Below are 24,716 nucleotides of genomic sequence, written 5' to 3' on the forward strand. Positions count from 1 at the left end.
GATGATAGGAAACTCTATAATAAGACTGAATAATGTTGATATTTTTCAACAAAAACACCTGGTATTATCAAATGTTAACCTACATATTGATAAAGGCGATTTCGTTTGGCTGATCGGTCAAACAGGATCAGGTAAAAGCAGTTTGTTAAAAGTACTTTATGGCGATCTGAACATAAATAATGGAACAGGCCATGCCTGTGGATATGAATTGGATAAATTAGAGAGTAAAAACATTCCATTCCTGCGCCGTAAATTGGGTATTGTTTTCCAGGATTTTCAATTATTGACAGATCGTTCGGTTGAAAAAAACCTGGAGTTCGTAATGCGCGCTACCGGCTGGACAGACAAAAAACTGATCTCCGATCGTGCATTGGACGTGCTTGAGAAAGTTGGTCTTCGCTCGAAACTTAAAAAAATGCCGCATGAGCTCTCAGGTGGTGAACAGCAACGTGTAGTAATTGCACGTGCTTTACTGAATGACCCTGAAATAATACTTGCTGATGAGCCAACCGGCAACCTTGACCCGGATACCTCTGAAGAAATTGTACTGTTACTCAAACAAATTGGACAGCAATTGGGCACCGCGGTTATAATCGCTACTCACGATTACCACATTATTCGTACTTTCCCGTCACGTATTATTAAATGCGAGAATGGTAAAGTGCTGGAGGATGTGCAAATATCTTAAAAAGCTTGCAGTATGCAGTTTGCTTACAGGCAATCAACTACATCTAAGCATTTCAAATAAAATACTGACAACTGTGTATTGTAACTGCAAATGTTATGACACCATGTCGCGTTTTTAAAAGTGGCAGGATACTTGATTTGCACCATTTAATCATAACAATGATATGTTAAAGAAGAAAAAAATGGATTCAACTGAAAATATAACAGGCGAAATGGACGAAACGACACAAGGTGCCGAAAACAGTGCTGTAGAAAATGAACTTTCAGCCGAAGAAAAATTAAAAACTGAATTAGTTACAGCTAATGATAAGTACTTGCGTTTGTTTGCCGAATTTGATAACTTTAGAAGGCGTACTTCAAAAGAACGTGTTGACCTGCTGCAAACGGCCGGTAAAGAGATCATCATATCACTTTTACCTATAATGGATGATTTTGAGCGTGCTATACGTTCAATGGATAATGCTACCGATGTTGAGGCTGTTAAGGCTGGTGTTGAATTGATTTATAATAAATTGAGCAATACATTAACTCAAAAAGGTTTAAAGCCAATGGCTGCACTTGGTGAAAATTTTGATGCAGATATACACGAGGCTATCACCAACGTACCCGCCCCTACCGATGATTTAAAAGGTAAGGTGATTGACGAAATGGAAAAAGGTTATTACCTGGGCGATAAAGTGGTAAGGTTTGCTAAGGTTATTGTAGGTGCATAATTAATACCGATTTCGATTGTTCGATTTGGCAGTTATCCTTATCGAAATCTAAATCTTTCCTGATAAACTATTGAAAAATCCGAAATCGAAAATTCGACTTTCGAAATAAAAAGAAACATGGCTAAAAGAGATTATTACGATGTACTTGGTGTTGCTAAAGGTGCTGATGCAGATGAAATAAAAAAAGCATATCGTAAAATGGCTATAAAATATCACCCGGATAAAAATGAAGGTGATAAAGCTGCCGAAGAAAAATTTAAAGAAGCGGCAGAGGCTTACGAAGTATTAAGCAACCCCGAAAAACGCCAGCGTTACAACCAGTTTGGCCATGCAGCCAATGCCTCATCACCAAATGGTAGCGGCGGTTATGGCGGTGCAGGCATGAATATGGACGACATATTCAGCCAGTTTGGCGATATTTTCGGCGGTGGTGGCGGCAGTCCGTTTGAAGGTTTCTTTGGCGGCGGCGGAAGGCAAGGTGGCGGTGGCCGTCGTGTGGCACGAGGTAGCAACTTGCGTATCAAAGTAAGGCTTACCGTTGAAGAAATTGCCAACGGCGCCGAAAAGAAAATAAAGGTTAATAAGCAAATACTTTGTAAAACCTGCGAGGGTACAGGCGCAAAGGACAAATCATCCTTCCAAACCTGTAAAACTTGTGGTGGACAAGGAGCTGTTCGCCGGGTGACCAACACTATTTTAGGCCAGATGCAGACTACCAGTACCTGCCCTACCTGTAACGGCGAAGGCTCGGTTATTACTTCGAAATGTACGGTTTGTCATGGCGATGGTTTAGTTCGCGGTGAAGAAACGATTACTATAAACATTCCTGCCGGTGTAAGCGAAGGCATGCAATTAAGCATGAGCGGTAAAGGTAACGCAGCACCACGCGGTGGCGTACCGGGAGACCTGATTATTTTGATTGAAGAGATCCCGCATGAAACTTTAAAACGTGATGGCAATAATATTATTTACGATCTGCACATCAACTTTGTGGATGCAGCTTTAGGCACTACAGTTGAGGTGCCTACCATTGATGGTAAAGCCAAAATAAAAATTGAACCGGGTACACAAGGAGGTAAAATACTTCGCTTAAAAAGCAAAGGAGTACCGGAAGTTAATTCATACCATCGTGGCGACCAATTAGTTCATATCAATATCTGGACTCCAAAAGCGTTAAGCAAAGAAGAGCGTGAATTATTAGAGAAACTACAATCATCACCTAACTTTAAACCGAATCCGGGTAAAAACGAAAAAAGCTTTTTCGAACGGATGAAAGAATATTTTGAATAGGTGTTAGACGAGAAATACAAAAATATAAAAGCTCGAAACTGTTGTGGTTTCAAGCTTTTTTTGTTTTATATTGATTCTAAGAGTATATTAATTAAACCATTAACGTAATATTTGGTTTAGCTTTTTACATGACCGACAGATCAGATAAAAATGGTACCGTTGCTGTAATGGACCTTGGTACCAATACTTTTCATTTGTTGATTGCCCGGGGAATCCCATCAAACCCAGAAGAACTTTACCACACTACCGTACCTGTACGCTTAGGAGAAGGCGGTATTAATAATGGTATAATCCAGCCCGCGGCATATAAGCGCGGGATTGATACCATGAATGAATTTAGCGAACGCATAAGAGAATATAACGCTTTAACAATAAAAGCTATTGCTACGTCAGCTTTGCGAAATGCATCCAATGGAAAAGATTTCATTGACGAAGTGAAAGCTAAAACAAGTATTCAAATTGAAGTAATCGATGGTGCCCGAGAAGCGGAGTATATTTATGAAGGTGTAAAAGCCGGCGGTTGCCTATCTAAACAAAACTCGCTGATATTGGATATTGGCGGAGGAAGTGTGGAGTTTATAATAGGTAATAAAGATAAGATCGTCTGGAAACAGAGCATTGAAATAGGCGCTGCGCGAATGTTGGATAGATTCCATCGGATAGACCCTATTCCTCAATTATTTATAGATGAAATGAATACTTATTTGGAAAATGCTTTAATTCCATTTTTTAAGGCCGTAAGTCATATTAAAATTGATAATATTATCGGTTCATCCGGATCATTTGAAACTTTTGCAGAATTGGTCGAATTGCAAAAAGGTAATGATTTCGAATTAAAACACAACCCACAATATACATTTAATCCTAGAGACTTCGTTAAAATAACCGACTGGCTTATCAAGTCTACTCATCAGGAGAGAGCGGATACAAAGGGCATTATCCCGGTTCGCGTGGATATGATCGTTTCTGCATCACTCATTACCCGCTACGTCATGCAAAAGCTTAATATAGATAAAGTGATCATGACGGTTAATTCATTAAAAGAGGGAATTTTGGCCGAAGCACTGGCATAAGGTTAGATTTTACGCTGATAATATAAATTTAGCATGATCCTTTGTATATTGCTTGCTCAATAACTGATCTTATGAAACTCAAAATTATCGGCCTTGGGGCTCTTGTGTTTTTAAACTTTGCATCGCAAGCACAACGCCATCGCAGGGCGCCAAATCCTAATGATACTATCTCCTCAAACTATGATCCTTCAGCGTTATTTACGCCCATGTTCTATACCGAGCACGGCAACGAATTTCATTCTGCTAATGGCGAACCCGGCCCTAAATACTGGCAGAATCGGGTCGATTATACCTTAAAGGCAAACATCGATACGATTACAAAAGTACTGAGCGATAACGAGGTGATCAGTTACACTAACAATAGCCCGGATGCGTTACAATACCTATGGCTGCAATTGGATCAGAATACTTATAAAAAAGATGCCCGGTCAAACTATTATACCCCATCTGCACCAAAACCGGCACAACACACTAAAGGCTATGAGTTTGAATCGGTAGAGATCAGCCAAAACGGTAAAACCCAGAAAGCGGATTATGTAATCAGCGATACCCGCATGCAGATCCGTTTAGCAAACGCGTTGATCCCAAATGGAGGCAAAATCACTATCCTGATCAAATATCATTATACCATGCCAGCTGATTTCGGCGGCAGAAATGATTATTTTGATACTAAACATGGCAAAATATACGAAGTAGCCCAATGGTTCCCACGGATGTGTGTTTATGATGATTCACATGGATGGGATACGTTACCTTTTCTGGGAAGTGGTGAGTTTTACTGCGAATATGGGGATATAGATTATACAGTAACCGCACCGGCAGATATGCTTTTGGCAGGATCAGGTGAATTATTAAATCCAACCGAAGTACTGACTCAAAAAGAAATCAGCAGGCTCGCTATCGCACGTAACAGTGACAAAACAGTGATGATACGCACGTTAAGTGATGTTACCATACCCTCAACCCGCAAGGGCAACTTAACCTGGCATTTTAAAATGTTTAATACGCGCGATGTTGCCTTCGGCGCATCAAAAGCCTATATATGGGATGCGGCGAGGATCAATTTACCGGAAGGTAAAAAGTCAATGGCCATGTCGGTTTACCCGGTTGAGAGCGTTGGCGATACAGCCTGGACACGTGCTACAGAATTCTTAAAGGGATCTATAGAGCATTTCTCATCCAAATGGTTTGTTTACCCCTACCCGGTTGCCATAAATGAGGCAGGTATAGCCGGTGGCATGGAATACCCGGGTATAACGTTTGATGATTACAGATCAAGCGGTAAAGATCTATTTGCTTTAATTGCACACGAAATAGGCCACAACTGGTTCCCAATGATCGTAGGATCAGATGAGCGTCGTTACGGCTGGATGGATGAAGGATTGAATACCTTTATCGACATTTATGCTTCAGATGCCTTTAACAAGGGTGAGTATGCACCAAAACGTGATGGAGAGTATGCGCCCAAAGGTGGCTATCCTGCGGATGAGATAGTGCCAACTCTTGCTGACCCAAATGCTATCACCATCATGACACCCGCGGATGCTGTGGCGGAAAAATATCGTCACCCAATCACCTATTTTAAAACCGCACTTGGTTTAGAATTGCTGCGCGAGCAAATTATTGGTAAAGAAAGATTTGATTATGCTTTCCGCAACTATATCCACAAATGGGCCTTTAAACATCCACAACCTGATGACTTTTTCAGATCGATGGATAATGGTGCCGGCGAAGATCTATCTTGGTTTTGGAAAGGCTGGTTTTATAACAATTACCAGCTGGATTTAGCTTTGATCGATGCCCGTTATGTTGACAAAGATCCATCAAAGGGCATACAGGTAACTGTTGCCAATAAAGAGCAAATGGCTATGCCTTTTACAATTGAAGTTAAATTGAAAGACGGTAGTAAATACCGCATGAAGTTACCGGTTGAAACCTGGTTGCAGGATAAAGCGATAACTTTTGTAATCCCAACTACAACAGAGGCTGAAAGTGTTACAATCGACCCGGATCATGCCATACCTGATATGAACAGGGCAAATAATAGCCTAAAGATTAAATAGATAAGATATACAATAAACAAAAAGAGCCGCTAACCAGTCGCTCTTTTTTGTTTATTGAATATTAGGTATCAAATTTTTCCAATAACTTTAACAATGTTTCAAAATCCTTCGGATATGGCGCATGTATAGTTACCGGTGTGCCATCAAGTAATTTAAAAGTAACCTCGTAAGCATGCAGCGCAAAACGTTTCATGATTGGTAATTCTTCCTGATCTTTACCTAAGTGATATTTGCGTTTGATAGCCGAAAGAAATACCGGTTTGCCCTTATACATTTCATCACCCGCAATCGATGCTCTTTGTGTGGCCAGATGTATACGAATCTGGTGCATACGACCTGTTACAGGACGGCATTCCACCAAAGTATAATGTTTGAAATATTTTAATGACTGAAACCAGGTTTCGGCACGTTTGCCATCTTGCTTACTAATTGTTACTGAGCCCTTACCAACATTTAGTATCGGCAGGTCAATAAAAAGTTCCTCAAAAATGTGTGTACCTTCAATAATAGCATGATACACCTTTTTTACCTGGCGTTTTTCAAATTGCATGCTTATATGGCGATAAGCTTCAGGGTTCTTGGCTATAATTAAAGCTCCTGAAGTTTCTTTGTCAAGGCGATGGCATATTTGTGCATCATCGCTGTATTGTTTAGCTAAACGCAGCATATTAATGTCGCCGCCCTCACGCTCGTCAAGCGAACTGATAAATGGTGGTTTATTTACCACAATAACATCATTGTTTTCAAATAAAATCAGGTCGGCAAGTTTGGGCATTTTCATATCGGCTCCAAAAATACGGTTAAATTAATAAAGTTTATAGGGCGGGTCCTGGTAGCGGTCTTTCTACTACTAATCATCAGATTTACTTTTAGCTTTCGTCCCAAAATCTTAATTTCGCCATACAGAAAAGAGGAAAAAGATTTGGATTATTTAGAGGGATTAAACCCGGAACAACGCGGCGCGGTAGAACAAATTAATGGCCCGGTAATGATTATTGCGGGTGCCGGTTCGGGCAAAACGCGTGTTATAACTTACCGTGTGGCACATTTGATTCGCAAGGGTGTCGATTCATTTAACATACTTGTATTAACCTTTACCAATAAAGCCGCCCGCGAAATGCGCGAGCGTATCTTAAGCCTGGTTGGCCCTGAAGCAAAAAACATTTGGATGGGCACCTTCCACTCGGTATTTGCCAAAATATTAAGGGTTGAGGCTGATAAATTAGGCTATCCAAGCAACTTTACCATATATGATACGGATGACAGCAAAAGTGTAATAAGAGCCATTTTGAAAGAAATGAGCCTTGACGATAAACTGTACAGCGCTAACTTAGTGCTTAACCGGATATCTGCAGCAAAAAACAACCTCGTGTCGTGGCAGGAATATCAAAAAAACGAACAGATACAGGCTGATGATTTTTCATCGGGCAGAGGTCAGTTAGGTTTAATTTATAAAACTTATGCTACCCGTTGCTATCGTGCCGGTGCAATGGATTTTGATGATTTGCTTTTTAAAACCAACGAGTTGCTGAAGCTATATCCCGATGTACTTAACAAGTACCAGCATAAGTTTAAATATTTAATGGTTGATGAGTATCAGGATACTAACTTTTCACAATACTTAATTGTTAAAAAACTGGCAGCTGTTAACGAAAATATTTGTGTGGTTGGTGATGACGCGCAAAGTATCTACGCTTTTCGCGGTGCCAATATCCAGAACATATTAAACTTCGAAAAGGATTACCCTGATCTGAAGATATTTAAGCTGGAGCAGAACTATCGCTCAACCCAAAATATTGTAAATGTTGCCAATAGCATCATCGCCAATAATAAAGAACAGCTTAAAAAGAATGTATTTTCCGAAAAAGAGGCCGGCGATAAAATAAAAGTGATGCGCGCCTTCAGCGATAATGAAGAAGGCAAGCAAGTTGCTGAAGCGATCATGTTTCAACGTACAACACATGGACTAAAATGGCATGATTTTGCTATTTTATATCGCACCAACGCGCAATCGCGTTCAATGGAGGAGGCTTTGCGGAAACTGGGCATCCCATACAAAATATATGGTGGTTTGTCTTTCTATCAAAGGAAAGAAATAAAGGACCTGATTGCTTATTTCCGCCTCACATTTAATGCGAATGATGAGGAAGCATTAAAACGTGTTATCAATTATCCACGCCGTGGAATTGGAGATACCACCGTAGACCGTATCATTGTAAGTGCAGATCAAAATGAAATAACACCTTTTGAAGTTACCCTTAACCCTTCCAAGTATTTGGACGGGCGTACATCTGCAGCTGTTGGAACGTTTGCCACGATGATCCAGAGTTTTCAGGTGATAGCCAAAAACTTATCGGCCTATGAAGCTGCTTTACATATAGCGCAACATTCAGGCCTGTTAAAGGATTTGTATGAGGATAAGTCGGTTGAAGGGCTAAACCGTTACGAGAATATCCAGGAGTTACTAAATGGTATAAAGGAATTTTCGGAGCGTGAAGACCTGGAGGAAAAAGGGCTTGACATTTTTATGCAGGATATAGCCTTGCTTACCAATGATGATAACGATAAAAATAAAGATGCTGACACGGTGTCTTTAATGACAATCCACTCATCAAAGGGACTTGAATTTAAACAAGTGCATGTGGTTGGTTTGGAAGAAAACCTTTTTCCATCGCAAATGGCACTCAACTCACGCAGCGACCTTGAAGAAGAACGCCGGCTATTTTATGTAGCCATAACCCGTGCCGAAAATAAGCTTACCATAAGTTATGCTACGTCTCGTTTTAAGTTTGGGACCTTAATAAGCTGTGAACCAAGTAGGTTTTTAGATGAGATTGATGCCCGTTACCTTGAGCTTGATTTTACCGCTAAACCAGAACCTGTAAAAGGGTCATCCTATGACGATGACCGCGAAGCCTGGAGCAGGCGCGGCGATACATTCTCTAAGCCTAAAGCAGCCGTGGCCCAGCCTATTAAAACAACTTCTTTGCTGGCAAAGGCACATGTACCATCGCCGGGATTTAAACCATCGGATACATCAGATCTACAAGTGGGAATGGAAGTGGAGCATGAACGTTTCGGTTTTGGAAAAGTAATTAGCCTTGAAGGAAAAAAGCCAGATGTTAAAGCAACTATTTTCTTTAAAGAAATTGGCCAGAAACAATTATTACTAAAATTTGCTAAATTAAGTATACTTGGTCGCTGATAGGTATTGCATAAATTCTACATATATCGGGGAAAAAATTACCCAAAAATAAAATTAATTTTCCCCAAACATCGTATTTTATTCTAAATAGCATTAAATTAAACATGGCATAACTTTGGTAATATCTTAAATACCCTTTCCCTAATTAATTTAATTTACAATTAAAAATGAGCGACAACGCAAAAAAAAGAACCAATAAATCGGTTGGAATGAATATCAGGACTCTTCGCCACCAACACGGATGGAGCCAGGAAGATATAGCAGATCGTTTAGGTATTTCTATTCCTGCTTTTTCAAAAATCGAAACCGGAGTAACCGATATCAATCTATCCCGTCTTGAACAAATTGCAAATGTTTTTGAGGTTAGCGTAGTTTACTTATTAGCAATGGATATTAAGGAGGCTGAACATGAGCCATCACATCTTAGTATAGCTCAAAAGAAACTCATTGATAGAGAAAATGAAATAGCCACATTACAGCGTAAAGTTATATTACTGTACGAAGAACTAAGAAATAAAACGTATGTAGCGGTTTAAAGATTATTGTTTATTAAACCCGACACTTTTCACATAAAATATGCCTATAATTGTTTTAATATATTAATCTTCATATCAAAACATTAATTGAAGATTAATATATTTAATCGTTTTATTAAATATTCATATATAATTACCAATATCAATGGCTTTGGAGTAAAAGTTGCAATATAAGTGTACAAAACTTATGTTATGGCAAATTATCTAATATCCATTGCAAACGATGCATCTGTTAAAGATAGCACAATCCACGACCCAAGTACTAAACTAAAGGTTAAGGTTTATGATAGCATAAAGTCGAAATTTAAACCGAGCAAAGGTGAGGTAAGATTTTTTGTTACTGCAGGTAACGAAACTATAGCTTTTGAAACAAAAGGATATCAAAAACATCGTGAAATACTTATTCTGCACATGATATCCTGGTATTGTGTATATCTGGGCTTGCTAGAAGCTCAAATACATGCCAACTGGCCTATGGCTTCCTGATTACATTGTTAATTTACAGGTATGCTCACAAGGCACTTTTTGAATCGTGCATCATGTCACTCATTTCAATTATCTTCTCGTCAATTTCCAAAACACATTTATTCATCATCGTTATACATTCTTGCATATCCACTAATCCTTCTTTCTCAAGGTTCATCAAGCCTTTAAGTGTAGCTATAGGTCCGCGTATTTGATGCGACAAATAAGACGAATATTCTGATAATTTCTTATTTTTAATCTGAAGGTCTTTTGTCCTCTCATCAATAATTTCTTCCAAATGATGGTTTACGCGATCCAGATTGTCTTTCTGCCGTGATACTTCGGTATTTAAAGATGTAAGCTGAATATTGGTTTTGGTTTTGCGTTTTACATTGTTCACCAATAGGCCAATAACAATCAGACACAAGCCAGCTGCTGTAGTAGCACCCCAAAACCTTACATTTTCGTATTGTATCCGCTGTTCATTAAGTTGATTTATTCTTTGTTCAGCCTCTTGTTTATTTTTTATAAAATATAAGTTTAACTGTGATGTAAGATTGGTTTTTTCATCCACACTATCTCTATGATAAACTTCTTTTAAATACCCCAAGGCCTTTAGATAGTTTTTACGTTTATATTCTAACTCATAACCTGTATAAGTAAAATCAAGAACTAATTTCTCATCCTTAATAATATTTGAATATGTTAAGCCTTCTGCTATTACATTGTCGGCCTTATCTAATTTATTTGCTTTTATATAGAGATCAGCCAATGTAAGATCGATACTTGCAACAGACTCGTTCAAGTCTCTTTCTTTCGATCTCTTATTAGCATCGGTTAATAACTTTTCGGCTAAGTCTAATTGGTTTAATCTAAAATAAACCACGCCAATATTTCGTGATGATTGGATAATATTTACCGAATCTTTTAATTCGCTAAATAAAGATTTGCTTTGATTGTAGTATTTTAAAGCTTCATTAAAACCTTGTTTTCTGGAATAAAAGTTACCTAAATTTAAATATGCCGAAGCTATAATAGATTTATCGGAAAGTTTATTCCCTATTGCCAATGCCTTGTTGAAATAATTTAATGACCTGTCATAATCATTATCTTTATATAAGTTACCAATATTATTATCCACCCTGGCTTCACCACGTTCATCACCTATTTTTAAAAAATACGTTAATGCACTTAAGTAACTATTAATTGATTCTTCAGGCATATTTAAATAATATTGCCCTATGCCAATCGTACGATAAGCTTCTGCAATACCTTTATCGTAATTTAGTTTAATAGCTAACGCTAATGCTTTGTTACCTATTATAACAGTTTGTTCCGGATTGGTAAGCCTAGTATCATATGCCCCCTTATTCAAGCTACTTACATCGCTAGTATCTTGAGACATTAAATTTTTCACACTGTCTGACGCATGCACCGAAAGAGCCAAGAATAGAAAAAGTAAAGCTGAATAAAGTTTTTTCATTTACGTTGAATAGGCTCTAATTTCACCCTAAGATATGAAAAACAATACCGATAAAATCACGCGCGTACAACTATTTAGTTTATAATTATTAATAAAATAACTATATTTCGCTTAAAATACACATAAACTAAAGTATATGTTTATGCGCAATTTACTGATAATCAATTGTTTGTATATATTAATCTACCTTATGATGTCTTTTTTATGCTCACACCTTTACGATAAAAATGAGGTTTGGGTTTCATTTAAAATAAAATAAGGTGATTTTTTGTTAAAAACTTTAATAATTATTTATATAAAATTATAATAAAATAAACTGATAAAAACTTATCCCTAAACCATTAAAAATGCATAACTATCTTTTTAACAAAAACTTATAGGATTATAATTATGCTTAAAGCGTTGCTACATAATATTAGCTAATTGTTATCACAAGAATATAAAAATATTAAATCAAAACATTCAAAAATTAAGAAATGAAAAAAATCGTCATCGCAGCAGCATTGGTTATTACAACCGGTGTGCTTGCATCTCGCCCTATAATCAATAAAACATCAAAAATGGTTGAAAAACCAGCCATGCAAACCTCATTTTCTACTAACAGCAAAGAACTTGCTAGCGGAGACTAATTAACTATCAAATTAAAATATTAAAAATAAAAATCATGAAAAAAATCATCATCGCAGCAGCTTTAGTTATTACAACCGGCGCGCTGGCATCTCATTCCAAAACTAATAAAACATCAAAAGTGGTTGAAAAACCAGCCATGCAAACCTCATTTTCTACTGACAGCAAAGAACTTGCCAGCGGAGACTAATTAATTAGCAAATAAAAATATTAAAAATAAAATCATGAAAAAGATCATCATCGCAGCAGCTTTAGTTATTACAACCGGCGCACTTGCATCTCGCACTACAACTAATAAAACATCAAAAGTGGTTGAAAAACCGGCTATGCAAACCTCATTTTCTACTGACAGCAAAGAACTTGCCAGCGGAGACTAGTTAAACACAATAGATAATAAAAATACAATTAAAACATGAAAAAGATCATCATCGCAGCAATAGTAGTTTTCATAACAGGTGTAGCCTCTCTTCACACTAAATATAATAGCGCACATGTTAATCACGCTACAATTAAAATAACTGTATTTGGAAACGCTAAAGAATTGGGTAGTGCTGATTAATTAATTGTAAAAACATACACATTATAACTAATTAAATAACAAACAAATAAAAATAAAATTTTAAAAAAACAGATCATGAAAAAAGTATTTATAGCAACCGCATTATTTTTCACTACAGGTTTAGTTTCGTCTTTTACAACAGTCAGGAATTCAGAAAATAGTACAGTGCAATTAATAAGCGCTATTGATAAGAAAGATCAAGGCACTGCCGATGACAAAAAAGACCAGGGCACTGCTGACGCAAGATTAGCTGTTATTGATAAAAAAGACCAAGGCACTGCTGATGATAAAAAAGACCAGGGTACTGCTGACGCAAGATTAGCCGCTATCGATAAGAAAGACCAAGGCACTGCTGATGACAAAAAAGACCAGGGTACTGCTGACGCAAGATTAGCCGCTATCGATAAAAAAGACCAAGGAACTGCTGATGATAAAAAAGACCAGGGTACTGCTGACGCAAGATTAGCCGCTATTGATAAAAAAGACCAAGGCACTGCTGATGACAAAAAAGACCAGGGTACTGCTGACGCAAGATTAGCCGCTATTGATAAAAAAGACCAAGGCACTGCTGATGACAAAAAAGACCAGGGTACTGCTGACGCAAGATTAGCTGTTATCGATAAGAAAGACCAAGGCACTGCTGATGACAAAAAAGACCAGGGTACTGCTGACGCAAGATTAGCCGCTATTGATAAAAAAGACCAAGGCACTGCTGATGACAAAAAAGACCAGGGTACTGCTGACGCAAGATTAGCCGCTATCGATAAAAAAGACCAAGGAACTGCTGATGATAAAAAAGACCAGGGTACTGCTGACGCAAGATTAGCCGCTATCGATAAAAAAGACCAAGGCACTGCTGATGACAAAAAAGATCAGGGTACTGCTGACGCAAGATTAGCCGCTATCGATAAAAAAGACCAGGGTACTGCTGATGACAAAAAAGATCAGGGTACTGCTGACGCAAGATTAGCCGATATCGACAAAAAAGACCAGGGTACTGCTGACGCAAGATTAGCCGCTATCGATAAAAAAGACCAAGGTACTGCTGATGACAAAAAAGACCAAGGTACTGCTGATGACAAAAAAGACCAGGGTACTGCTGACGCAAGATTAGCATAATTATTTTTTAATTCTTAAAAATGAAAAAGATCATCATTATAGCAGCAATAATCACAACAGCAGGTTTAACAACTTATTGCGTAAATGCTAAGCAAAATAAGACCAATTCAGATACTACCTTGAAAGTAAATAAAGCAGATTTTGCTGTAAAAAGTGTAGACGTGGCAAAATCTGGTTTAGGCACTGCCGATTAATTAATCCAATACATTTTGCATGTTTTCCTAAAATCAACCTATACCTTAAAATATTTAACAGCTTACAAATGGTAAGCTGTAGCTTTTATAACTATTAGCAATTTGCTTCCGGTTTTGCCGCTTGGATTTGGTTTGCATTTTGGAATGATCAATCTATTTCAAAATATTTTCAGCATCCCAAGGCTTTAAGGGTGGGGCAATAGATTATATTTGCAGCAAAACCAATATTTATGCAGACTATAAAACAGTATGTAGAAGATAACAAACAACGTTTGTTAGATGAACTATTTGCCTTATTGCGCTTCCCATCTGTAAGTGCTGATCCCAAATACAAAACCGAAGTTTTAAAAACCGCCGACTACGTAGCCCAAAAACTTGTTGATGCCGGTGCTGAAAAAGTTGAGGTTTGCCAAACAGCGGGGTATCCCATTGTTTATGGAGAAAAGATAATTGATGCATCAAAGCCTACTGTTTTAGTATATGGCCATTATGATGTTCAACCTGCAGATCCTTTGGAATTATGGAAAACACCAGCTTTTGAACCAACAATTCGCGATGGTAAAATATATGCACGTGGCGCTTGCGATGATAAAGGCCAGTTTTATATGCACGTAAAGGCTTTTGAATTGATGGTGAGAACCGATACCCTACCTTGCAATATCAAATTTATGATTGAAGGTGAAGAGGAAGTTGGATCAAACAACCTGGGCATCTTTGTAAAAGAAAATAAAAATCGTTTAAAAGCTGATGTGGTACTGATCTCTGATACTTCGATGATCAGTATGGAGAACCCATCGTTAGAAACTGGATTACGCGGCTTGTCGTATTTAGAAGTTGAAGTAGTAGGCCCGAACCGCGATTTGCATTCAGGTGTGTATGGTGGCGCAGTTGCTAACCCTGCAACTATATTGGCTAAAATGATAGCGTCACTACATGATGAGAATAACAAGGTGAATATTCCTGGCTTTTATGATAAGGTAATCAATCTTACACAGGCAGAACGTGATGCATTAAATGCTGCCCCATATGATGAAGAAGAATATAAAAAAGACCTGGATATAGCCGAGGTTTGGGGTGAAAAAGGATACAGTACTTTAGAGCGCACCGGCACCCGCCCCACCCTTGAGGTAAATGGCATTTGGGGTGGTTACATTGGTGAAGGAGCTAAAACAGTATTACCGTCAAAAGCCAGTGCTAAAATTTCAATGCGTTTGGTCCCCAATCAAACATCCGAAGAGATTACTAAACTTTTCACCCAACATTTTGAAAGTATTGCTCCAAAATCAGTAAAGGTTACTGTAACCCCTCACCATGGCGGCGAACCGGTGGTTACTCCTACCGATAGTATAGCATATAAGGCAGCGCAAAAAGCAATTGCGGAATCGTTCGGTAAAGATCCAATTCCTACCCGTGGTGGTGGCAGTATACCTATCGTAGCTTTATTTGAAGCTGAATTAGGTATTAAAACTGTATTAATGGGTTTTGGTTTGGATAGCGATGCATTGCATTCACCTAATGAAAAATACGATATCTATAATTATTACAAGGGCATTGAAACTATCCCTTTATTTCATAAATACTTTGCTGAATTAAGCGAAAGCAAATAATTCATTGTAGACTTAAGGAGTTTTAAAGACTTCTTAAGTCTTACTTTATTGCTTATGAGATTGTGAGCTTTTCACATCCTCTCAAAAAAACTTCATCAGCATCCGCGCCAATTCCTATGTTTTCATCAATGTTCAAGAAATACCCATCATAAGTTACTCCGCCTCCACAAGGATCAACCTTATGTCCGAGCATGCAGGTATCCATGTCATAAAACTTAATATTAGGACTGGCATATACAAAATGCAGTTTTGCGCTTAACGCGATGCGGCTCTCCAGCATTCCGCCCATCATGCAAGTAATACCTTTTTCGGCAGCTACATCATGAATTTTTATGGCCTCAAATATACCACCTGATTTTGCCAGCTTAATGTTTATATAATCGCATGAGCGGCTATTAATTTGTCGCCGGGCATCATGATGATTATACACACTTTCATCAGCCATAATTTTAACCGGTGACAGCTGCATTAATTCAGGCAAACGATCATCCCTCCATGATCGCATGGGTTGTTCACAAAACTCGATATCATAATCATCCAAACTTTGCAAGGCGAAAACTGCCGCGTCAAAAGTCCAGCCTTGGTTGGCATCGATCCTGATCTTCATATCTTTGCCTACCGCTTTACGGATCTGTTTTATTCGTTCAACATCTTCCATAGCGCCTTTTCCAAGTTTCACTTTTAATATATGGGCTCCTGAGGCTTTAAATTTTTTTGCTTTTTCGGCCATTACTTCGGGGCTGGCAATTCCAATTGTTATATCACTTTCAACAATACGTTTTTCACCACCTAAAAATTTATATAACGGCAAACCAGCATTTTTAGCAGTAATATCGTAGAGTGCCATATCAAATGCGCTTTTAATAGTTGTATTCCAGGCAGCAAAATGATGCAGATCTTGTAATCGGCTCTCAATATCAAGCCCATCCTTACCAATCCACAATTTTGCAAACTCTTTAGCCATTACTAAACAGGTATCCTGTGTTTCACCAACGATCATTGGGAAAGCCGAGCACTCGCCAACCCCATAAAAGCCAGCATCAGTATGCACCCTGATAAACACATTTTGTGCATGATCCATAGTCCCGGTTGCAATGGTAAATGGAACCATAGGTATACTGAACCTATAAATATCAATGCTGGTAATAATCACTTGTTCAGCCATATTACTAAATTTTATAATGCTCTAACTTAATTATATTATACTTATTATCGCTATTAACACTAAATTTTGTTTGTTCAAAACATTAGATTACATTTGTGCTTCTTCGTTAATAAATAATTCAATTTTTAGCCGTCTGTACCGTTAAATCCGGGAAAGATTCCTGGCTAAATTTAAAACTTTCATAAAAATTTAAAATTATATGGCTCAAGACAACACGCCTATATTTGATTATAATTCTACCAGGAATAAACTTATACTGTCAGAATATGGCCGCAACGTCCAAAACATGGTTAAATACATTGTTGCGTTGCCCACAAAAGAGGAACGCAACCGTTACGCTCAGGTAGTTATTGACCTGATGGGCTTTTTAAACCCGCACTTGCGCGACGTTGCCGATTTTAAGCACAAGCTTTGGGATCACCTGCACATCATATCTGACTATAAGATAGATGTTGATGCGCCATACCCAAAACCAACCCCCGAGGCTGCGCATATCAAACCAAAACCTTTGCGTTACCCGCATCAGCGTATCAAATACAAGCACTATGGTAAAACCATTGAACTGATGATTGATAAAGCGAAGGCTATCGAAGAGCCTGAGCGCAAAAAGTACATGATCCAGTCCATAGCTAACTTTATGAAGATGGCTTATGTGCAATGGAATAAGGATTCAGTTACAGATGAAAGCATCCTATCTGACCTTTACGCTATGTCTGGCGGTGAATTGAAAGCTGAAGAAGGCATCAACCTTAACCGTGTAGAATATCGCCCTGCACCACAAAGCAATGCCAATAATAATAACCGCGGTCGTAATAACAATCAAAATAATCGTGGAGGCAGTGGCGGAGGCCGTACCAATAATAATAACAACCCGCGCAATAACAATCAAAATAACCGTAACCGGGGCGGCGGCAGCGGCGGTGCACGTAAATATTAATTTTTGTTTATAAGTTTTAATTCATGGTTTGTTGTTGATGGTTCATGGTAACAGATTTATTTTTAATCTTTGCATGAGTGTTGCTGATATAAATATCAGTAAAAATAAAGACCATGAATTATAAACCATCAACTGATATATACAACTATGAATAACGCCTTTGAAATAATTGGTGGCAAGCCTTTAAAAGGCGAAATAACTCCTCAGGGTGCAAAAAACGAAGCTCTACAAATACTTTCGGCAGTTTTATTAACCGAAGAAAAAGTTACGGTAAGCAACATTCCTGATATTAAGGATGTAAATAAACTGATTGAGCTTTTGGCTGACATGGGTGTTTTAGTGGAGCAATTGGCTCCGGATACTTATACTTTTGAAGCTAAAAATATTGATCAGGATTTTTTCGTTTCCGATGCTTTTAAAGCAAAGGGTGGTGGCTTACGTGGGTCAATCATGATCGTAGGACCACTGCTTGCACGTTTTGGAAAGGCATCGATCCCAAAACCCGGTGGCGATAAAATCGGCCGACGCCGGCTGGACACCCACTTCCTTGGCTTTGAAAAACTGGGAGCACAGTTCCACTATAACCCAGAAAATGGCTTTTTTAATGTAGACGCCTCTAACTTAAAAGGCACCTACATGCTTTTGGATGAAGCATCGGTTACCGGCACGGCCAACATTGTGATGGCCGCTGTTTTAGCTGAGGGTACAACTACTATTTATAATGCTGCGTGCGAACCTTATTTGCAGCAACTTTGTAAAATGCTTAACCGCATGGGCGCAAAAATTTCGGGAATTGGCTCAAACCTCCTAACCATTGAAGGTGTAAAAAAACTTGGTGGAACCGAACATACAATGCTGCCCGATATGATCGAGATCGGCTCATTTATTGGCTTGGCTGCCATGACAGGCTCCGAGATTACCATTAAAAATGTTCATTACAAGGAATTAGGAATGATCCCTGATGTGTTCCGTCGGTTAGGCATAAAACTGGAACTTAGGGGCGATGATATTTACATCCCTGCACAAGAGCATTACGAGATAGATACTTTTATCGATGGTTCCATCATGACCATCGCCGATTCGCCCTGGCCTGGCTTTACACCCGACTTGCTTAGCATTGTATTGGTAGTAGCCATACAAGCCAAAGGCTCTGTCCTGATCCATCAAAAAATGTTCGAGAGCCGTCTGTTCTTCGTGGATAAATTGTTGGATATGGGTGCCCAGATCATTCTTTGCGATCCGCATCGCGCGACAGTTATTGGGTTAGACCACCAGGTAAAATTGCGTGGAATATCCATGACCTCACCAGATATCCGTGCAGGGGTATCACTACTGATTGCAGCCTTATCGGCACAAGGAAAATCCACAATTTATAACATTGAGCAAATAGAACGCGGTTACCAACATATCGACGAACGTTTACGTGCATTAGGTGCTGATATTAAAAGAGTTTAAGTAAATAGGGCTAAGGATAAAGGTAAAGGGCTAAGGTATTATTATAATTTAGCCCTTTTTATTGATCATTTGCAAACCTTTATCCTTTTATCTTAAATCTTTTTCCTTTCACCGTAAAAACATATCTTTAGTCACCGAAGAAAATTCATGTATTTAAATAGAAGATCGACCTACACCGTTTTTATAATGGTGTTTGTTGCCATAAAAGTTTTATTAAACCTGTTGGCCATGTCGCATTTTGGCTTTCATCGGGATGAACTTTTACATCTGGCACTCGGCGATCATTTAGCCTGGGGGTATAAGGAAGTACCACCTGTAGTTGCGGTAATAGCGAAACTATCCTCAACCCTTTTTGGCAATTCCGTATTTTCGACACGCATATTTTGCACTATTTTTGCGGGATTGATAGTATGGTTCACAGGCTTAATAACTGTTGAATTAGGCGGAAAGAAATTTGCTGTCGCGCTTGCTTGTTTGGGAATAATTTTGGCGCCTGCGTTTGTAGCAAGTGAATACCTGCTTCAACCAGTAATTTTCGATCAGTTTTGGTGGGTATTAACAGTATATCTTATCGTTAAATATATCAATTCATCTTCGGTAAAATACATTTATTTTATTGGTATCGCGATAGGTTTGGGCTTGCTCACCAAATATACTATGGGCTTTTTTTCCTTCGCATTGTTGATTGGCTTACTATTTACCAAACAGCGCAGGTTATTAGCTAATAAGCATGTTATCGGTGCAGTATTGATTGCACTGTTGATATTTTTGCCGAACATGATATGGCAGTTCACCCATCATTTACCGGTGATCACGCATATGAGTAATCTGCAGAGAACCCAACTTAACTATATAAAACCATCAGATTTTATCACCCAGCAACTACTGGTTAACGGCAGTTTTATTTTGTTATGGCTCACAGGTTTCTTTTTTCTGATATTTTCATTCAAATTACGCAAATACCAGTTTTTGGCATTCGCTTATGTTGCCATCTTCCTGTTTTTAATGGAAATGAGCGGCAAGGTTTATTACATATTTGGTGCTTATCCCATGCTTTTTGCGGCGGGTGGTTTTGGTATTGAACGATGGATAAAAAACAATAAGTACCAATTACGCACATTGGCTTTTGTTATTTTAACTATACCATGCCTGCCAATTTTCCCAATGTTGCTACCTATTCTGCCCTTAAACCAAACGCTGTCATTCTTTCAGTTTAACAGAAAATATAATTCAGCCTTAGATTTTGTAGTAACTTGGGAAGATCAAAAAAAGCACCCTACAACGCAAGATTACGCGGATATGCTCGGCTGGGATGAATTGGCCAAAAAAGTAGCTGACACCTATCACTCGCTCACCCCCGATCAGCAGAAGCATACCATTATTTGGGCTGATAATTATGGCGAAGCCGGTGCAATACATTATTACAGAAAATTATACGGCCTGCCTGATGTTTATAGCCTTGACAGTAGTTTTACGCTATGGACACCGCCATCACTGCCAAATATAGATTATATTATTTATGTTGATAACGATGATAATGTTACCCGAAGACTGGCACCCTATCTACAGAGCTACAAAAAGATCGGCGAAGTAGCTAACCCACTCGCCCGAGAAAAGGGAACAGCAGTTTACCTGTTAATCAAACCAAACTCGATGTTCACCTATATCTATCAGCATGAGCGCGCTAAAAAGCTTTTAGAGTAACTATTGAAGCATCACCTCTATTACAGGTATTTCATAAGGCGGCTTTTTAGTTGGTAATGTCATCACGAGATCATCACTGCCGGAATCTTTGTATAATATCTCTGACGCATCATTCAGAAACTGTGCGTATTTAATTTTGTCTTTATATCCTTTTAATATAAGCTTCCCGTTTGGATAATCATACAAGTGAATGTATAGTCGTTTTGTTGCTTTGTTGTAGGTTATTTTTGTGCCTTCGGGAATTTTAAAACTATCTGGTGCATAAGTACAATTATAAATTGACCTGCTATTTGCATGCATCCAGTAAGCCAAACTGTCAAGTGCGTTTGTTGCTCTGTAATCAAACTCGCCACGGGCAGTTGGACCAACATTTAATATTAAATTACCTCCATTGCTTACCGACGTAATTAATAGATCAAGTAACTGCCTGTGCGTTTTCCATGTGTTCTCATCCCTGTAATATCCCCAAGAGCCCGAAAATGTTTGGCATGTTTCCCAGGTCCTCCCACGATACGGAATTAGTTCGGCAGAGCTTACCTGCTCAGGTGTTTCAAAATCAGCACCGTCTTTATAATCGGCAAGATCAAGCCTGTTATTGATGATAATACCGGGCTGTAATTTTCTTATCAATTTAACCAATTCTACCGATCCCCAATCGTTCGCACCTTTACCAACTCCTCTTATTTGCTCTTCCTTCGACCAAGACCAATCCAACCATATTATATCAATCTTGCCATAATTGGTCAATAGTTCGGTTATTTGGCTACGCATATATTGGCGATATTTTGCCATATCACGTCCTTTATTTAACCGTGCATAATTAGCTTTAGATGTATCGTTATGCACCAATGGATGTACATTATCCATTGTATAATCAGGGTGATGCCAATCCAATAAAGAGTAATAAAAGCCCACTTTTAAGCCTTGCGATCTGAAAGCATTCACATATTCTCTTACTAGGTCGCGTTTAGCAGGCGTATTCGTAGCTTTATAATCAGTGTATTTCGAGTCGAATAAACAGAAGCCTTCATGATGCTTGGTAGTTAAAACTGCATATTTCATTCCTGCCGACTTAGCTGCCTTGGCCCACTTTACCGGATCGAATAAATCAGGATTAAATTGATCAAAATATTTTTGGTACTGTTCATTGGTTATGCCTTCGTTGCTCTTAACCCACTCATGACGTGCCGCTTCTGAGTATAAACCGAAGTGAATAAACATTCCAAAACGTGCGTTTTTCCACCACTCTAAACGTTTCTCTTTTTGCGCGTCTGTTTCGTTACCAATCATTTTGGTTTGGGCGAACAAAAAAGGATATGTTATGAAAATCAACAATAGTATTAAAAGAAGTTTTTTCATTATAAAAAGGCTTTACCAAACTTAATAAATAAGCATTCTATTTCTTATAAAAACAGCTTAGCTTGAAACTAAAAAAGGTGCTGATTAACAAATCAACACCTTTATAATATCAACATTAGCTGTTAAGCTGATATCGCATTTATAATATCATACTGCGTAATAATTTCAATCTCACCCTCAGACTCCACCAGAACAGCTATATTATCCTTGTTGATCATCGACGAGATCCTGTCTATAGAAGTATTCAAATCAACAAACGGGAATGGTGCAGTTGTAATATTTTTTATAGGCTGAGATTTTAATGATGGATTCTCGAGTAAAGCGTCCAGAATATCACTTTCTGTAATCTTACCTATTACCATTCCTTGTTGTGTAACCGGAATTTGCGAGATATTTAAGGATTTGATGGTATTTATTGCTTCCAATACTGATTTGTCGCAGTCAATAGTAACAATTTCCTGGCTTTCTTTTTTGGAGATTATATCCCGTGCGGTTAGTTTTTCATCTTTCAGGAATCCGCGGTCACGCAGCCAATCTTCGTTGTACATTTTGCCTAAATAACGCGTACCATGGTCAGGGAAGATGACAACCACTATATCTCCCTCTTTAAACATATCCTTCATCTGCAACACACCTGCCACAGCTGAACCGGTTGAGTTACCAGCGAAAATACCTTCCTTGCGGGCTATCTCGCGCGTCATTAAGGCCGCATCTTTATCAGATACTTTTTCGAAGTGATCTATTAAGCTGAAATCAACATTGGCTGGTAAGAAATCCTCGCCGATCCCTTCGGTTATGTACGGATATATCTCGTTCTTATCAAAAATTCCGGTCTCTTTATATTTCTTAAAGACAGAACCATAGGTATCGATACCTAAAACTTTAATGGCCGGATTCTTTTCCTTTAAAAATCTTGCAATTCCTGATAATGTACCACCTGTACCAACCCCAGCAACGATGTGCGTAACCTTACCGTTAGTTTGCTCCCATATCTCAGGCCCTGTAGATTCATAGTGAGCCTGTGAATTAGATAAGTTATCATACTGGTTAGGCTTCCATGAATTTGGAACCTCACGTTCCAAACGTGATGAAACAGAATAATATGAACGCGGATCCTCAGGCTCAACATTCGTTGGACAAACAATAACCTCGGCACCAAAGGCACGTAAGGCATCGAATTTCTCTTTAGACTGTTTATCGGTACTGGTAAAAATACACTTGTATCCTTTAATAACCGCAGCTATCGCCAAACCCATCCCGGTATTGCCTGATGTACCTTCGATAATAGTGCCCCCTGGCTTCAGTTTACCGCTTTTCTCGGCATCTTCAATCATTTTAAGGGCCATACGATCCTTAATTGAGTTGCCGGGATTAGTAGTCTCGATTTTGGCTAAAACCGTTGCAGGAATATCCTTGGTGATCTTGTTAAGTCTTACTAAAGGAGTATCGCCAATGGTTTCCAGTATATTATTATACCACATAGTAATTGTTTAAGTATAGTAATCTCATAGAGATTAGCACAAAAGTAATATTATTACTTAATTAGATGCTAAAGAATAGAGATTAGTGGAATATCTTAACGCCTAATATCTAATTAACTAACCTCAAAACTTAAGGTGTTTAACAGTCAATCCATTATTTATCAATTGTTTTAATGATTCAATACCAATGTGCAAGTGTGTTTCTACATATTGTTCAGTTACTTTTGAATCACTTTCGCTTGTTTTAACACCTTCAGGTATCATGGGTTGATCGGACACTAACAGTAACGCACCTGTTGGTATTTTATTAGCAAAACCGGTCACGAATATGGTTGCTGTTTCCATGTCTACGGCCATCGCACGTAGTTCTTTTAAATATTTCTTGAACTCCTTATCATGCTCCCAAACACGGCGGTTAGTGGTATAGCAAGTGCCTGTCCAGTAATCGCGTGAGTAATCGCGAATAGTAGTTGATATTGCTTTCTGCATAGCAAATGCAGGTAATGCGGGCACGGCGGCAGGCATATAATCGTTAGATGTACCTTCCCCCCTTATAGCAGCAATTGGCAGTATTAAATCACCTACATTAACCCTCTTTTTTAAGCTACCGCATTTGCCCAAAAATATTACCGCCTTCGGACTGATAGCAGTAAGCAGATCCATTACCGTTGCCGCAACCGAGCTACCCATACCAAAGTTTACAATGGTAATACCGTTAGCGGTAACGCTTTGCATAGGTTTATCCAGCCCTAAAACCGGTGCATCATCATTCCACTGCGAAAATAGCTGTATGTATTTAGAGAAGTTGGTTAAGATGATATATTTACCGAAATCCTCCAAAGGCCTTCCGGTATAACGCGGCAACCAGTTGGCAACAATTTCTTCCTTGGTTTTTAGCCCTCCTTTTATAGGGGATTGTATTTCCTTTTGTTGTTTTGATTTATTAACCAATTCTTCGTCTTTTTTAATGCTGATTTCCTCGTTCATTGTGATA

General features: G+C 38.5%; 24 protein-coding genes. 18 read left to right on the top strand and 6 right to left on the bottom strand.

The window, feature by feature from the left end; genetic code table 11:
• Position 1: 1 nt before the first annotated feature.
• The 5 genes from ACYZ0U_RS12665 to ACYZ0U_RS12685 all read left to right on the top strand — a co-directional run bounded on the left by ACYZ0U_RS12665 (position 2) and on the right by ACYZ0U_RS12685 (position 5,826).
• Positions 2 to 688 (top strand): cell division ATP-binding protein FtsE, encoded by a 687-nt coding sequence (locus ACYZ0U_RS12665; RefSeq protein WP_461452773.1) that lies wholly within the window; start codon positions 2 to 4, stop codon positions 686 to 688.
• 163 nt (positions 689 to 851) lie between these two features.
• On the top strand, positions 852 to 1,400 hold the full coding sequence (locus ACYZ0U_RS12670; RefSeq protein WP_461452775.1) for a nucleotide exchange factor GrpE: 549 nt from the start codon (positions 852 to 854) through the stop codon (positions 1,398 to 1,400).
• A gap of 117 nt (positions 1,401 to 1,517) precedes the next feature.
• Positions 1,518 to 2,690: a molecular chaperone DnaJ gene (gene dnaJ, locus ACYZ0U_RS12675; protein ID WP_461452777.1), complete on the top strand. Its 1,173-nt coding sequence runs from the start codon at positions 1,518 to 1,520 to the stop codon at positions 2,688 to 2,690.
• Positions 2,691 to 2,818: 128 nt separating this feature from the next.
• Complete coding sequence (locus ACYZ0U_RS12680) at positions 2,819 to 3,763, top strand: Ppx/GppA phosphatase family protein (RefSeq protein WP_461452779.1); 945 nt, start codon at positions 2,819 to 2,821, stop codon at positions 3,761 to 3,763.
• 71 nt (positions 3,764 to 3,834) lie between these two features.
• Positions 3,835 to 5,826 (top strand): M1 family metallopeptidase, encoded by a 1,992-nt coding sequence (locus ACYZ0U_RS12685; RefSeq protein WP_461452781.1) that lies wholly within the window; start codon positions 3,835 to 3,837, stop codon positions 5,824 to 5,826.
• 61 nt (positions 5,827 to 5,887) lie between these two features.
• Here the strand turns inward: ACYZ0U_RS12685 and ACYZ0U_RS12690 are convergent, their stop codons facing one another.
• Positions 5,888 to 6,607 carry an RluA family pseudouridine synthase gene (locus tag ACYZ0U_RS12690; RefSeq protein ID WP_461452783.1) on the bottom strand — a complete coding sequence of 240 codons (720 nt, stop codon included), beginning with the start codon at positions 6,605 to 6,607 and terminating at the stop codon, positions 5,888 to 5,890.
• Positions 6,608 to 6,748: 141 nt separating this feature from the next.
• On the opposite strand from ACYZ0U_RS12690, the gene ACYZ0U_RS12695 reads away from it, so the two are divergent.
• From ACYZ0U_RS12695 to ACYZ0U_RS12705, 3 genes are all read left to right on the top strand, one after another.
• Positions 6,749 to 9,031 (top strand): ATP-dependent helicase, encoded by a 2,283-nt coding sequence (locus ACYZ0U_RS12695; RefSeq protein WP_461452785.1) that lies wholly within the window; start codon positions 6,749 to 6,751, stop codon positions 9,029 to 9,031.
• Between the two features lie 167 nt (positions 9,032 to 9,198).
• On the top strand, positions 9,199 to 9,567 hold the full coding sequence (locus ACYZ0U_RS12700; RefSeq protein WP_461452787.1) for a helix-turn-helix domain-containing protein: 369 nt from the start codon (positions 9,199 to 9,201) through the stop codon (positions 9,565 to 9,567).
• Positions 9,568 to 9,759: 192 nt separating this feature from the next.
• Positions 9,760 to 10,053, top strand: coding sequence for a hypothetical protein (locus ACYZ0U_RS12705; protein ID WP_461452789.1), 294 nt, complete (start codon positions 9,760 to 9,762; stop codon positions 10,051 to 10,053).
• A 25-nt stretch (positions 10,054 to 10,078) separates the two neighbouring features.
• On the opposite strand, the gene ACYZ0U_RS12710 is transcribed toward ACYZ0U_RS12705, so the two are convergent.
• On the bottom strand, positions 10,079 to 11,515 hold the full coding sequence (locus tag ACYZ0U_RS12710; protein ID WP_461452791.1) for a tetratricopeptide repeat protein: 1,437 nt from the start codon (positions 11,513 to 11,515) through the stop codon (positions 10,079 to 10,081).
• 476 nt (positions 11,516 to 11,991) lie between these two features.
• Between ACYZ0U_RS12710 and ACYZ0U_RS12715 the strand changes: the two genes are divergently transcribed.
• From ACYZ0U_RS12715 to ACYZ0U_RS12745, 7 genes are all read left to right on the top strand, one after another.
• Positions 11,992 to 12,144 (top strand): hypothetical protein, encoded by a 153-nt coding sequence (locus ACYZ0U_RS12715; RefSeq protein ID WP_461452793.1) that lies wholly within the window; start codon positions 11,992 to 11,994, stop codon positions 12,142 to 12,144.
• A gap of 35 nt (positions 12,145 to 12,179) precedes the next feature.
• Positions 12,180 to 12,332 carry a hypothetical protein gene (locus ACYZ0U_RS12720; protein WP_461452795.1) on the top strand — a complete coding sequence of 51 codons (153 nt, stop codon included), beginning with the start codon at positions 12,180 to 12,182 and terminating at the stop codon, positions 12,330 to 12,332.
• Between the two features lie 34 nt (positions 12,333 to 12,366).
• Complete coding sequence (locus tag ACYZ0U_RS12725; RefSeq protein ID WP_461452797.1) at positions 12,367 to 12,519, top strand: hypothetical protein; 153 nt, start codon at positions 12,367 to 12,369, stop codon at positions 12,517 to 12,519.
• Positions 12,520 to 12,554: 35 nt separating this feature from the next.
• Positions 12,555 to 12,701 carry a hypothetical protein gene (locus ACYZ0U_RS12730; protein ID WP_461452799.1) on the top strand — a complete coding sequence of 49 codons (147 nt, stop codon included), beginning with the start codon at positions 12,555 to 12,557 and terminating at the stop codon, positions 12,699 to 12,701.
• Between the two features lie 75 nt (positions 12,702 to 12,776).
• On the top strand, positions 12,777 to 13,820 hold the full coding sequence (locus tag ACYZ0U_RS12735; protein ID WP_461452801.1) for an RNA polymerase sigma factor: 1,044 nt from the start codon (positions 12,777 to 12,779) through the stop codon (positions 13,818 to 13,820).
• A gap of 20 nt (positions 13,821 to 13,840) precedes the next feature.
• Positions 13,841 to 14,014 carry a hypothetical protein gene (locus tag ACYZ0U_RS12740; RefSeq protein ID WP_461452802.1) on the top strand — a complete coding sequence of 58 codons (174 nt, stop codon included), beginning with the start codon at positions 13,841 to 13,843 and terminating at the stop codon, positions 14,012 to 14,014.
• Between the two features lie 230 nt (positions 14,015 to 14,244).
• Positions 14,245 to 15,621: a dipeptidase gene (locus tag ACYZ0U_RS12745; protein WP_461452804.1), complete on the top strand. Its 1,377-nt coding sequence runs from the start codon at positions 14,245 to 14,247 to the stop codon at positions 15,619 to 15,621.
• A gap of 52 nt (positions 15,622 to 15,673) precedes the next feature.
• Here ACYZ0U_RS12745 and ACYZ0U_RS12750 read toward each other — a convergent pair whose 3' ends face one another.
• On the bottom strand, positions 15,674 to 16,786 hold the full coding sequence (locus tag ACYZ0U_RS12750; RefSeq protein ID WP_461452806.1) for a mandelate racemase/muconate lactonizing enzyme family protein: 1,113 nt from the start codon (positions 16,784 to 16,786) through the stop codon (positions 15,674 to 15,676).
• A gap of 199 nt (positions 16,787 to 16,985) precedes the next feature.
• Between ACYZ0U_RS12750 and ACYZ0U_RS12755 the strand changes: the two genes are divergently transcribed.
• The 3 genes from ACYZ0U_RS12755 to ACYZ0U_RS12765 all read left to right on the top strand — a co-directional run bounded on the left by ACYZ0U_RS12755 (position 16,986) and on the right by ACYZ0U_RS12765 (position 20,882).
• Positions 16,986 to 17,723, top strand: coding sequence for a DUF4290 domain-containing protein (locus ACYZ0U_RS12755; protein ID WP_461452808.1), 738 nt, complete (start codon positions 16,986 to 16,988; stop codon positions 17,721 to 17,723).
• A 147-nt stretch (positions 17,724 to 17,870) separates the two neighbouring features.
• The gene (gene murA, locus ACYZ0U_RS12760) at positions 17,871 to 19,178 is read left to right on the top strand and encodes a UDP-N-acetylglucosamine 1-carboxyvinyltransferase (protein ID WP_461452810.1); all 1,308 of its coding nucleotides are present in this window, start codon (positions 17,871 to 17,873) and stop codon (positions 19,176 to 19,178) included.
• A 147-nt stretch (positions 19,179 to 19,325) separates the two neighbouring features.
• Positions 19,326 to 20,882: a glycosyltransferase family 39 protein gene (locus ACYZ0U_RS12765; protein ID WP_461452812.1), complete on the top strand. Its 1,557-nt coding sequence runs from the start codon at positions 19,326 to 19,328 to the stop codon at positions 20,880 to 20,882.
• On the opposite strand, the gene ACYZ0U_RS12770 is transcribed toward ACYZ0U_RS12765, so the two are convergent.
• The 3 genes from ACYZ0U_RS12770 to ACYZ0U_RS12780 all read right to left on the bottom strand — a co-directional run bounded on the left by ACYZ0U_RS12770 (position 20,883) and on the right by ACYZ0U_RS12780 (position 24,709).
• Positions 20,883 to 22,241, bottom strand: coding sequence for an alpha-L-fucosidase (locus ACYZ0U_RS12770; protein WP_461452814.1), 1,359 nt, complete (start codon positions 22,239 to 22,241; stop codon positions 20,883 to 20,885).
• Positions 22,242 to 22,363: 122 nt separating this feature from the next.
• Positions 22,364 to 23,722 carry a pyridoxal-phosphate dependent enzyme gene (locus ACYZ0U_RS12775; protein WP_461452816.1) on the bottom strand — a complete coding sequence of 453 codons (1,359 nt, stop codon included), beginning with the start codon at positions 23,720 to 23,722 and terminating at the stop codon, positions 22,364 to 22,366.
• 123 nt (positions 23,723 to 23,845) lie between these two features.
• A complete protein-coding gene (locus ACYZ0U_RS12780) occupies positions 23,846 to 24,709 on the bottom strand; it encodes an AMP nucleosidase (RefSeq protein ID WP_461452818.1) in 864 nt (287 codons plus the stop codon).
• Positions 24,710 to 24,716: the final 7 nt, after the last annotated feature.

This window comes from Mucilaginibacter sp., from assembly GCF_965225845.1.
Classification (GTDB): Bacteria; Bacteroidota; Bacteroidia; order Sphingobacteriales; family Sphingobacteriaceae; genus Mucilaginibacter.

Excerpts from the sequence above, each read along its gene's own strand:
- ACYZ0U_RS12665 (WP_461452773.1), top strand. The coding sequence starts at position 2 with ATGATAGGAAACTCTATAATAAGACTGAATAATGTTGATATTTTTCAA.
- ACYZ0U_RS12670 (WP_461452775.1), top strand. The coding sequence starts at position 852 with ATGTTAAAGAAGAAAAAAATGGATTCAACTGAAAATATAACAGGCGAA.
- dnaJ (WP_461452777.1), top strand. The coding sequence starts at position 1,518 with ATGGCTAAAAGAGATTATTACGATGTACTTGGTGTTGCTAAAGGTGCT.
- ACYZ0U_RS12680 (WP_461452779.1), top strand. The coding sequence starts at position 2,819 with ATGACCGACAGATCAGATAAAAATGGTACCGTTGCTGTAATGGACCTT.
- ACYZ0U_RS12685 (WP_461452781.1), top strand. The coding sequence starts at position 3,835 with ATGAAACTCAAAATTATCGGCCTTGGGGCTCTTGTGTTTTTAAACTTT.
- ACYZ0U_RS12690 (WP_461452783.1), bottom strand. The coding sequence starts at position 6,607 with ATGAAAATGCCCAAACTTGCCGACCTGATTTTATTTGAAAACAATGAT.
- ACYZ0U_RS12700 (WP_461452787.1), top strand. The coding sequence starts at position 9,199 with ATGAGCGACAACGCAAAAAAAAGAACCAATAAATCGGTTGGAATGAAT.
- ACYZ0U_RS12705 (WP_461452789.1), top strand. The coding sequence starts at position 9,760 with ATGGCAAATTATCTAATATCCATTGCAAACGATGCATCTGTTAAAGAT.
- ACYZ0U_RS12710 (WP_461452791.1), bottom strand. The coding sequence starts at position 11,515 with ATGAAAAAACTTTATTCAGCTTTACTTTTTCTATTCTTGGCTCTTTCG.
- ACYZ0U_RS12715 (WP_461452793.1), top strand. The coding sequence starts at position 11,992 with ATGAAAAAAATCGTCATCGCAGCAGCATTGGTTATTACAACCGGTGTG.
- ACYZ0U_RS12720 (WP_461452795.1), top strand. The coding sequence starts at position 12,180 with ATGAAAAAAATCATCATCGCAGCAGCTTTAGTTATTACAACCGGCGCG.
- ACYZ0U_RS12725 (WP_461452797.1), top strand. The coding sequence starts at position 12,367 with ATGAAAAAGATCATCATCGCAGCAGCTTTAGTTATTACAACCGGCGCA.
- ACYZ0U_RS12730 (WP_461452799.1), top strand. The coding sequence starts at position 12,555 with ATGAAAAAGATCATCATCGCAGCAATAGTAGTTTTCATAACAGGTGTA.
- ACYZ0U_RS12735 (WP_461452801.1), top strand. The coding sequence starts at position 12,777 with ATGAAAAAAGTATTTATAGCAACCGCATTATTTTTCACTACAGGTTTA.
- ACYZ0U_RS12740 (WP_461452802.1), top strand. The coding sequence starts at position 13,841 with ATGAAAAAGATCATCATTATAGCAGCAATAATCACAACAGCAGGTTTA.
- ACYZ0U_RS12745 (WP_461452804.1), top strand. The coding sequence starts at position 14,245 with ATGCAGACTATAAAACAGTATGTAGAAGATAACAAACAACGTTTGTTA.
- ACYZ0U_RS12750 (WP_461452806.1), bottom strand. The coding sequence starts at position 16,786 with ATGGCTGAACAAGTGATTATTACCAGCATTGATATTTATAGGTTCAGT.
- ACYZ0U_RS12755 (WP_461452808.1), top strand. The coding sequence starts at position 16,986 with ATGGCTCAAGACAACACGCCTATATTTGATTATAATTCTACCAGGAAT.
- murA (WP_461452810.1), top strand. The coding sequence starts at position 17,871 with ATGAATAACGCCTTTGAAATAATTGGTGGCAAGCCTTTAAAAGGCGAA.
- ACYZ0U_RS12765 (WP_461452812.1), top strand. The coding sequence starts at position 19,326 with ATGTATTTAAATAGAAGATCGACCTACACCGTTTTTATAATGGTGTTT.
- ACYZ0U_RS12770 (WP_461452814.1), bottom strand. The coding sequence starts at position 22,241 with ATGAAAAAACTTCTTTTAATACTATTGTTGATTTTCATAACATATCCT.
- ACYZ0U_RS12775 (WP_461452816.1), bottom strand. The coding sequence starts at position 23,722 with ATGTGGTATAATAATATACTGGAAACCATTGGCGATACTCCTTTAGTA.
- ACYZ0U_RS12780 (WP_461452818.1), bottom strand. The coding sequence starts at position 24,709 with ATGAACGAGGAAATCAGCATTAAAAAAGACGAAGAATTGGTTAATAAA.